We start from the raw sequence: 9,354 nt of genomic DNA, 5'->3' as shown, positions 1-9,354 counted from the left end.
CGGTGTTCCGCCAGAACTGCCAGTAATCATAGGGGGCGAGCATGTCGGCGTTCAGCCAGACCGCGCCGGCCACCGTCTTGCCCATCTTCTGGCCCGAGGCGGTTGCGAGCAGGGGACTGGTCAGGCCGAAGGCCTGCTTGTGATCCACCCGGCGGATCAGCTCGACTCCATTGAGAATATTGCCCCACTGGTCCGAGCCGCCCATCTGCAGCTGGCACCCGTACTTGCGTTCCAGCTCCAGGAAGTCGGTGGCCTGCATCAGCATGTAGTTGAACTCGAGGAAGGTCATGGGCTGCTCCCGCTCAAGGCGGAGCCGGACCGAGTCGAAGGCCAGCATGCGGTTGATGGTGAAATGCACGCCGTAGTTCCGAAGAAACTCGACATAGCCCAGGGCGTCCAGCCAGTCGGCGTTATTGACCATGATGGCGTCCGTCGGCCCATCGCCGAAGGTCAGGAAGCGCGCGAACACCGTCTTGATGCTGTCGATGTTGGCCTGGATCCGCTCCTCGGTCAGGAGGGGGCGCGACTGGTCCTTGTCGGTGGGATCGCCGACCTTGGTCGTACCGCCGCCCATGAGGACGATGGGCTTATGACCCGCCTGCTGCATCCGGCGCAGCATCATGATCTGCAGCAGGCTGCCCACGTGCAGGGAGGGCGCCGTCGCATCGAAGCCGATGTAGCCGGTCACCCGCCCGGACGCCGCCGCGGCATCCAGTTCCTCAGGGTGGGTGATCTGGTGGATGTAGCCGCGCGACTGCAGGGTTCGCAGAAGGTCGGACTTGAATTCGGCTTGGGCGGTCATGGGAAGCTCCGGAGGGCTCGGTCGGGCCGGCGCCGTTTCCAGAGCGCGCCAGCCGGGAAGGGCGGCGCGAAGGGTCTCACGCCGTCGTCAGGGGCGGCGGTAATAGGTCGGAACGGCGACGAGGATCGCGAACATGGCGCTGGCCTAGGCCCGGTGGCCATGGCAGTCAAGCGTCATGCGCATTCTGGGCTTCATGACCGGCACCTCGCTGGACGCCGTCGATATGGCGATCCTGGAGACCGACGGCGAGGTCATCACCGACTTCGGGCCGGCCGGAGAGGAGCCCTTGCCGGACCCCCTGCGCACCCTCCTGCGGGAGGCCATCCGGACCGCCCTGGACCATCCCCGGGACGCCCCCGATCCCGCCATCTTCGCGACCGCAGCCCGCGCCGTGGCCGAGATCCACGCCTCGGCGGGAACCGCCTTCCTCGCCTCCTGCGGCCTTGACTGGCCCGACCTCGACCTGGTCGGCATGCATGGCCAGACCGTCCTCCACGAGCGCCCCTCCGGCGGGCGGAAGGGGCGGACCCTGCAGTTGGGCGACGGCGCCTGGCTGGCGCGCGCGACGGGCGTGCCGGTGGCCTACGACTTCCGGACAGCGGACGTGGCGGCGGGGGGGGAGGGCGCACCCCTGGCGCCTGTCTACCACCTGGCCCGGGCGGCGGCCTCAGGCCTTTCCGCCCCCTTGGCGGTGCTCAACATCGGCGGCGTGGCCAACCTGACCTGCTGGGCGGGGGGCGACCAGGTCACCGCCTTCGACACCGGACCCGGGAACGGCCTGATCGATCAGGTCGTGGTGGCGCGCGGGGCGGGACGGTTCGATGTCGATGGCCGGCTGGCCGCCGCAGGGGTCGTTTCAGGGTCTGTGCTGTCGCGCCTCATGGACCACCCCTGGTTCTCTGAGTCCGCGCCCAAGTCCCTCGATCGTTACGACTTTTCCCCGGCTATTACGGATGCGCTCCCGCTTGAGGACGCCGTCGCGACCCTGACCGCCTTCACAGCCGAGGCGGTGGTCAGCGGGCTTCGTCTGGTGGGGGCGCAGCCCTCGGGCCTGATCGTCACCGGCGGGGGTCGACGCAACCCGGTCCTGATGGCGGCGCTGTCGGAGCGTCTGGGCTGCGAAGTCGTCACCGCCGAATCCGTAGGCTGGCGGGGGGATGCGCTTGAAGCCGAGGCCTTCGCCTTCCTCGCTGCGCGCTGTCTGCGCGGTCTGCCGATCTCCTGGCCTGGCACGACGGGCGCTCCGGCGCCGATGACCGGCGGACGGATCGCCCGTCCTGACGACCCTTCTCTTCAGCCGCCCTCGGCCAGTCGCCGGTCCAGGTAGGCGCCGACGCGGGACTCCACCTCGGGCAGGTGCTCGGTCCAGAAGTGGCTGGCGCCGTCCACGACGTCGTAGTCGATGACAATGCCCTTCTGGGTGCGCAGCTTGGAGACAACCTTCTCGACTTCCTGGGGTGGCGTCACGGTGTCCGCGCCGCCGTGCAGCATCAACCCGGAGGCCGGGCAGGGCGCCAGGAAGCTGAAGTCGTACATGTTGGTCGGTGGCGAGACGGAGATGAAGCCGTCGGTCTCGGGCCGGCGCATGAGCAGCTGCATCCCGATCCAGGCGCCGAAATCGAAGCCCGCCACCCAGCACTGGGCGGCGGCCGGGTTGGTGGCCTGCAGCCAGTCTAGGGCGGTGGCGGCGTCCGCCAACTCGCCAATCCCTGCGTCGAACTCGCCCTGGCTGCGACCCACGCCCCGGAAGTTGAAGCGCAGGACCGAGAAGCCCCGCTTCATGAACAGGTGGAACAGCTGGACGGCCACCGGGTGGTTCATCTGCCCGCCAGCGCGGGGGTGCGGATGCAGGATCAGGGCGATCGGCGCATTCTCGATCTTGCCCGCTGTGTAGCGCCCCTCGATGCGGCCGGCTGCGCCGGTCAGAACCACCTCTGGCATGTCGCCTCCTTAAGATGGAGCCCGAATAGTTGACTATCGTGCTTGGTCTTCCTAGATCGCACACGCCGGCTCTGAGGCGGCCCCGCGCGAAGCGGCGGCTTTAGCACAGGGCCCGGCGCCAAGGCTCGAAAAAATGCGAACCTTCTGAGGTCCGGGACATGCGACTGAGCACCAAGGGACGATACGCTGTCATGGCCATGGCCGACCTGGCCCGGCGTCAGGCCGAGTCGGCTGAGCGCGCGGTGGCCCTGTCGGACATCGCCGCCCGCCAGGAAATCTCGCTTTCCTACCTGGAGCAGCTGTTCGCCCGGCTGCGGCGCCAGGGGCTGGTGAAAAGCCACCGGGGTCCCGGCGGCGGTTATCGCCTGGCCCGGGCCGCTGCGGCCACCAGCATCGCCGAGATCGTCCTCGCCGTGGACGAACCCCTGCGCGCTACGCGGTGCGGGGAACGGTCATCCGGGTGCATGCGAAAGGGCGAGCGCTGCCTGACCCATGATCTTTGGGAAGAAACGGGGCGCCAGATCGAGGCCTGGCTGGCGTCGGTTTCCCTGGAGGATGTGGTCACCGGGCGGGTGGGCTCAGGTCGGAGGGCGGCGTGAGCCTTAAGTCCATCTACCTTGATCACTGCGCCACATCCCCCCTTCGGCCGGAGGCGCGCGCGGCCATGACCGCAGCCTTCGAGCTGTCGGGCAACCCCAGTTCAGTGCATGCGGACGGCCGGGCGGCGCGCGCCGTCCTTGAGGAGGCCCGCGCCCAGGTCGCCGCCCTCGCCGGTGTCTCTGCGAGCGCCGTGATCTTCACAAGCGGCGGAACGGAAGCCAATGTCCTCGCCGTCCGCAGTGCTGTCGCGGCGGGCGCCCGGCGCCTTCTCATCTCCGCTGTAGAGCACGACTGTATCCGGGAGAGCGCCCTCGCAACCGGCGTACCGGTCACTGAAATCGCCGTCCTGGCCTCGGGCGTCATCGATCTGCAAGCCCTGCGCGCGGAGATCGACAGCTGGTCTGCGGAAGAGGGTCCGGTGTTCCTCGCCCTTATGGCGGCGAACAACGAGACCGGCGTGATCCAGCCCACCTGCGAGGCCGGTGACATGATCCGAGCGGCAGGCGGATGGCTGCATGTCGATGCCGTTCAGGCGGCGGGCCGTCGCCCGATCGGACTCGAACGGTTTGGTGCGGACAGCCTCGCCCTGTCAGGCCACAAGCTCGGCGGTCCCCAGGGGATCGGCGCTCTCGTCGCAGGCCCCCGGACGAGGATCGTGCGCGATATGCCCGGCGGCGGCCAGGAACAGGGGCGTCGGGCCGGTACGCAGAATGTGATCGGTGCAGCTGGATTTGGGGCCGCCGCCGCCGCGGCGAGCGCAGCGCCGGGGGGAGATTCGGGTCCCCGCGACCTCGCAGCCGCGCGGATCTCTGAAGCGGGCGGTCTTGTGATCGGAGCGACAGCCCCCCGGCTCTCCGATGTCCTGTGCGTCGCCCTGCCGGGACTGTCTTCCGAGGTCCAGGTCATGGGGCTGGACCTTGCAGGAGTCCGGGTCAGCGCGGGGGCCGCCTGCTCCAGCGGGAAGGTCCGCCCGAGCCGGGTTCTTGAGGCCATGGGCCTTGGCGAAATGGCAGGCTGTGCGATCCGGCTCAGCGGCGGCTGGTCGACCCGACCCGAGGACTGGCGCGGCGCTGCCGACGCCTGGATCGCCCTGAAGTCGCGGCGCGCTTCGCGCTCCCGACCGGCAGCGGCCTGAGGAGACACGATATGCCCGCTGTCAAGGACACCCTCGAACAGGTCGCCGGACTTGAGAAGTACGAGCACGGCTTCGTTACGGAGGTCGAGCAGGAGTTCGCGCCTAGGGGCCTGGACAGGGATACGGTCGCCTTTATCTCCCGCAAGAAGGACGAGCCGGACTGGATGCTCGCCTGGCGGCTGGAAGCCTTCGAGCGCTGGAGCGCCATGGAGTCGCCAGACTGGGCCCGGGTCAGCTTCCCGCCCATCGACTACCAGGACGCCACCTACTACGCCGCGCCCAAGGCGAAGGATGGTCCTGCGAGCCTGGACGATGTCGATCCCGAGATTCTGAAGACCTACGAGAAGCTGGGCATTCCCCTGCGGGAGCAGGAGGTTCTCGCCGGTGTGACGGGCGCGCCGCGCTACGCCGTCGACGCCGTGTTCGACTCCGTCAGCGTGGTCACGACCTTCAAGAAGGAACTGGCCGAGGCCGGGGTGATCTTTTGTTCCATGAGCGAAGCCGTGCGGGAGCACCCTGAGCTTGTGCGGAAGTATCTCGGCTCGGTGGTCCCGGTGACCGACAATTTCTTCGCCTGCCTGAACTCCGCCGTCTTTTCTGATGGCAGCTTCGTCTATGTGCCTCCGGGCGTACGCTGCCCGATGGAACTGTCCACCTATTTCCGGATCAACGCCGCTGGCAGCGGGCAGTTCGAGCGCACCCTGATCATCGCTGACAAGGGGTCTTTTGTCTCCTACCTGGAGGGCTGCACCGCCCCCATGCGGGACGAGAACCAGTTGCACGCCGCAGTGGTCGAGCTGGTCGCCCTGGAAGACGCGGAGATCAAGTACTCCACCGTCCAGAACTGGTACCCGGGGGATCCGGAGACCGGGAAGGGCGGCATCTACAACTTCGTCACCAAGCGCGCCGATTGCCGGGGTGACCGGTCGCGGGTGTCCTGGACCCAGGTGGAGACGGGCTCGGCCATTACCTGGAAGTACCCCTCCTGTGTTCTGCGCGGCCGCGAGAGCGTGGGCGAGTTCTACTCCATCGCCATCACCAATGGCCGCCAGCAGGCCGACACCGGCACCAAGATGATCCACCTCGGCGAAGGAACCCGCTCTCGCATCATCTCAAAGGGCATCAGCGCCGGACGGTCGTCGAACACCTATCGTGGTCTGGTCTCCGCGCACCCGAAGGCGAGGGGCGCGCGCAACTTCACCCAGTGCGACAGCCTTCTGATCGGCAAGTCGTGCGCCGCCCATACGGTTCCGTACATCGAGGCGCGCAACGGCGCCTGCACCTTCGAGCATGAGGCGACGACGACCCGTCTCTCCGAGGACCAGCTCTTCTATGCCCGCCAGCGCGGCCTCTCCGAGGAGGAGGCCGTCCAGTTGCTGGTCAACGGCTTTGTCCGGGAGGTTCTCCAGGAGCTTCCCATGGAGTTCGCCGTGGAAGCCCAGAAGCTTGTCGCGATTTCCCTCGAAGGCAGTGTGGGATGACCCAGATGACCAGACCCGACAGTACAGCCGCCATGCTCAGCCTGCGGGGTCTCCACGCCCGGGTTGGAGATCGCGAGATCCTCAAGGGCCTTGACCTCCAGGTGCCCTCAGGGGAGGTGCACGCAATCATGGGACCCAATGGAGCGGGCAAGTCGACCCTTTCCTATGTCCTTACCGGACGCCCCGGATACGAGGTCACGGCAGGCTCCGCGGAGCTCGACGGCGTGAATCTCCTGGAGCTGGAGCCGGACGAGAGGGCGGCGAACGGATTGTTTCTCTCTTTCCAGTATCCCCTTGAAATCCCGGGCGTTCCCGCCCTTACCTTCATACGGTCCGCACTGAACGCCCAAAGAAAGGCGCGGGGTGAGGCGGAGATCTCGGCGCCTGACTTCCTGAAGCGCGCCCGGAGCTGCGCGGCGGACCTCAAGATGGACTTCGACATGCTCAAGCGCCCCATGAATGTCGGGTTCTCGGGTGGCGAGAAGAAGCGCATGGAGATCTTCCAGATGGCGATGTTCGCGCCACGCTTCATGATCCTTGATGAAACCGATTCAGGGCTTGATATCGACGCCCTGAAGGTCGTCTCGGAGGGGGTCAACGCCCTGCGCGCGCCGGACCGCGGCATGCTGGTCATTACCCACTATCAACGGCTGCTCGACCACATCCGGCCTGACCGGGTGCATGTGCTCGCCGATGGTCGCATCGTCGCCAGCGGCGGACCGGAGCTCGCGCTGGAGCTCGAGCGTCACGGCTACGACAAGTATGCGAGGGCCGCATGAACCTGGATGAAGCCATCCGGCTTCGCGACCCTGCGCAGCTCCCCTCCCGGCGTGATGAAGACTGGCGATGGACCGATCTGCGCGGACTGCTGAGAACCATCCCGGAGCCATCCAGCCCTCTCGGGCCTCAGGCGATCGGGGTCGGACCGTTCGAGGGACTGGCGGCGGAATCCCTCGTCGTGGCCAACGGTTCGGGTCCGGAGACCCTCCGGGTTGCGCCGGGTGAAACGAGGACCGTCATCCTCCGCCATGTCTCCCGGGGCGATGGGGCTCACTCCGCGCGGCTGCGCATCGAGGTGGGAGGCGGCGCCCGACTGACCCTGCTCGAGTCCCACGAGGGGGGTGGATCCAGCCTCTCTCTCCTGGGCGTCGATCTGACTCTGGAAGATGGGGCCTCCTGCGAGCGGCTGGTCCTGGCCGACCTTGATCCGGAGGCCGTCGCCGTCGTTGAGCTCGACGTCGAGCTGTCGGCGGGCGGGCGATACGCTCAGACGGTCCTGACCACAGGCGCCCGGCGGCAGCGGTTCGAAACCCGCCTGCGCCATCCGGGGCTGCGATCAGAGGCTCGGCTCGATGGGGTCTACATCCTGGCTGGCCGCAAGCACGCGGATCTCACCAGCGTCGTGCGGCATACCGGACCTGACGGACGGACCGACCAGCTGACCCGGGGATTCGCGGACGGACAGTCCCGCGCTGTCTTCCAGGGGCGGATCACAGTCCAGGAGGGCGCTGACGGCGTGGACGCCCGGATGGCGCACAATGCCCTCATTCTCTCGGACCGGGCTGAGGTCGACGCCCGGCCGGAACTGGAAATCTATGCGGACGATGTCGCGTGCGCGCACGGCGCAACTGTCGGCGCCCTCGACGACGACGTTCTCTTCTACATGCGCCAGCGGGGTCTTGCCGAAACGGACGCCCGTGCTCTGCTTGCGGTTTCGTTCCTGGGGGAAGTGATCGAAAGGATCGACTTCGCCGCCGGGGCCGAGCGAGTCCGAAGCTGGCTTCTCGCGCGGATCGGGGCCGGGGTCTGATGGCGTTCGACCCCAATCTGATCCGTGGAGAGTTCCCGATCCTGTCCCGCAGGATCGGTGACCGGCCTCTGGTCTACCTTGATAGCGCCGCGTCGGCCCAGAAGCCTGAGGCGGTGATCGAGGCCATGACCGGGCTCATGCGCCATAGCTATGCGAATGTGCACAGGGGTCTGCATACCCTGGCAAATGAAACAACCGAACTCTATGAAAAGGCGAGACAAAAAGTCGCAGACTTCATCCATGGAGATCCTGATGAAATCGTCTTTACGCGGGGCGCGACCGAGGCCCTGAATCTGGTCGCGTCGGGCCTGGGCCAACAGCTGACCGAAGGCGACGAGGTGCTTCTCACGGAGATGGAGCATCACGCCAACATCGTCCCTTGGCACTTTCTCCGGGAACGGAAAGGGGTGGTCCTGCGCTTTGCCCCGATCTTGCCGGACGGAGCCCTGGATCTTGCGGCCCTTGAGGGGATGATTTCGGCCCGCACCCGAGTGGTTTCCATCGTGCACATGTCCAACGTTCTGGGGACGGTGAACCCTGTGCAGCGGATCGCCAGTCTGGCGCACGCGGCCGGGGCTGTCATGGTGGTCGACGCCTGCCAGTCGGTCGTTCACTCGCCATTGAATGTGAAGGAACTGGGTGCGGACTTTGTCGCTTTCTCTGGCCACAAACTGTACGGACCGACCGGAATAGGCGTGCTCTGGGGCCGGGCGGACCGGCTGGCGGCTTTGCCGCCATGGCAGGGCGGGGGCGAGATGATCGACCAGGTCGACTTCGACAGGATCACCTACGCCGCCCCACCCCTGAGGTTCGAAGCCGGGACCCCGCCCATCGTGGAGGCGGTCGGCCTGGGCGCCGCCGTCGACTGGATTTCGACCCAGGACCGGGGCGCCATCGAAGCCCATGAGAAGGCCCTTTACCGTCAGGCGGCTCAGGCGCTGGGACGCATAAACGGGGTGCGAATTCTGGGGGAGGCCGAGGGCAAGGGCGCCGTGCTCAGCTTTGTCCTGGAGGGCGCTCATGCGCATGACATCGCCCAGCTTCTGGACCGCTACGGGGTGGCGGTGCGCGCGGGAACGCACTGCGCTGAACCTCTGATGCGTCGGCTGGGCGTCAGTTCCAGCGTCCGCGCCTCCTTCGCCCTCTACAACACCGCCGAGGAAGTTGATGTCTTCCTTGATGCTCTTGATCGAACCCGGACCTTCTTCACATGACTGCGATGTCCCCTGAACCAGGCCCCGAGCCGGCCCCCAGCGGCCTCACTCAGGCGGAACTTGATCGTCTCACGGACAAGCTGATCGAGGCGTTCAAAACCGTCTTCGACCCGGAGATCCCGGTCGACATCTACGAACTCGGCCTGATCTATAAGGTCGATGTCTCGGATGACCGCGACGTGGCCGTCGACATGACCCTCACCGCGCCCGGCTGTCCCGTGGCGGGTGAGATGCCCGGCTGGGTGGAGGACGCCGTCAGGACCATACCTGAGGTCCGCAACATCAAGGTCGACCTGGTCTTTGATCCGCCGTGGGATCCTTCTCGCATGTCGGACGAAGCCAAGCTTCAACTCAACATGTTCTGAGCCCAT

General features: G+C 66.8%; 10 protein-coding genes. 8 read left to right on the top strand and 2 right to left on the bottom strand.

What is annotated here, in order from left to right:
* Positions 1-802, bottom strand: an 802-nt coding sequence (gene tyrS, locus INE98_RS06160) for a tyrosine--tRNA ligase (RefSeq protein WP_293537421.1), incomplete at its 3' end; no start/stop codon positions are given.
* Positions 803-977: 175 nt separating this feature from the next.
* On the opposite strand from tyrS, the gene INE98_RS06155 reads away from it, so the two are divergent.
* Positions 978-2,129 (top strand): anhydro-N-acetylmuramic acid kinase, encoded by a 1,152-nt coding sequence (locus INE98_RS06155; RefSeq protein WP_293537419.1) that lies wholly within the window; start codon positions 978-980, stop codon positions 2,127-2,129.
* Here the strand turns inward: INE98_RS06155 and INE98_RS06150 are convergent.
* The gene (locus INE98_RS06150; RefSeq protein ID WP_293537417.1) at positions 2,096-2,743 is read right to left on the bottom strand and encodes an alpha/beta hydrolase; all 648 of its coding nucleotides are present in this window, start codon (positions 2,741-2,743) and stop codon (positions 2,096-2,098) included. The two genes, INE98_RS06155 and INE98_RS06150, sit on opposite strands and share 34 nt — an antisense overlap.
* Positions 2,744-2,901: 158 nt before the next feature.
* Between INE98_RS06150 and INE98_RS06145 the strand changes: the two genes are divergently transcribed.
* The 7 genes from INE98_RS06145 to INE98_RS06115 are packed head-to-tail and all read left to right on the top strand — an operon-like array spanning position 2,902 to position 9,348.
* Complete coding sequence (locus INE98_RS06145) at positions 2,902-3,342, top strand: Rrf2 family transcriptional regulator (protein WP_293537416.1); 441 nt, start codon at positions 2,902-2,904, stop codon at positions 3,340-3,342.
* The gene (locus INE98_RS06140; protein WP_293537414.1) at positions 3,339-4,478 is read left to right on the top strand and encodes a cysteine desulfurase family protein; all 1,140 of its coding nucleotides are present in this window, start codon (positions 3,339-3,341) and stop codon (positions 4,476-4,478) included. The genes INE98_RS06145 and INE98_RS06140 overlap by 4 nt, the downstream gene beginning before the upstream one ends.
* A gap of 11 nt (positions 4,479-4,489) precedes the next feature.
* Positions 4,490-5,959: a Fe-S cluster assembly protein SufB gene (sufB, locus tag INE98_RS06135; RefSeq protein ID WP_293537413.1), complete on the top strand. Its 1,470-nt coding sequence runs from the start codon at positions 4,490-4,492 to the stop codon at positions 5,957-5,959.
* A gap of 32 nt (positions 5,960-5,991) precedes the next feature.
* Positions 5,992-6,738: a Fe-S cluster assembly ATPase SufC gene (gene sufC, locus INE98_RS06130; protein WP_293537424.1), complete on the top strand. Its 747-nt coding sequence runs from the start codon at positions 5,992-5,994 to the stop codon at positions 6,736-6,738.
* Positions 6,735-7,769, top strand: coding sequence for a Fe-S cluster assembly protein SufD (gene sufD / locus INE98_RS06125; RefSeq protein ID WP_293537411.1), 1,035 nt, complete (start codon positions 6,735-6,737; stop codon positions 7,767-7,769). The genes sufC and sufD overlap by 4 nt, the downstream gene beginning before the upstream one ends.
* Complete coding sequence (locus INE98_RS06120) at positions 7,769-8,983, top strand: aminotransferase class V-fold PLP-dependent enzyme (RefSeq protein WP_293537410.1); 1,215 nt, start codon at positions 7,769-7,771, stop codon at positions 8,981-8,983. Before sufD ends, INE98_RS06120 begins: the two co-directional genes overlap by 1 nt.
* Before the next feature lie 5 nt (positions 8,984-8,988).
* A complete protein-coding gene (locus INE98_RS06115; protein WP_293537423.1) occupies positions 8,989-9,348 on the top strand; it encodes an SUF system Fe-S cluster assembly protein in 360 nt (119 codons plus the stop codon).
* Positions 9,349-9,354 lie beyond the last annotated feature (6 nt).

Source organism: Phenylobacterium sp. (genome assembly GCF_020253645.1).
In the GTDB taxonomy this organism is placed as follows: Bacteria; Pseudomonadota; Alphaproteobacteria; order Caulobacterales; family Caulobacteraceae; genus Phenylobacterium.
The sequence above is the reverse complement of the archived record's forward strand: the minus strand, read 5'-3'. Positions and strand labels throughout refer to the sequence as shown.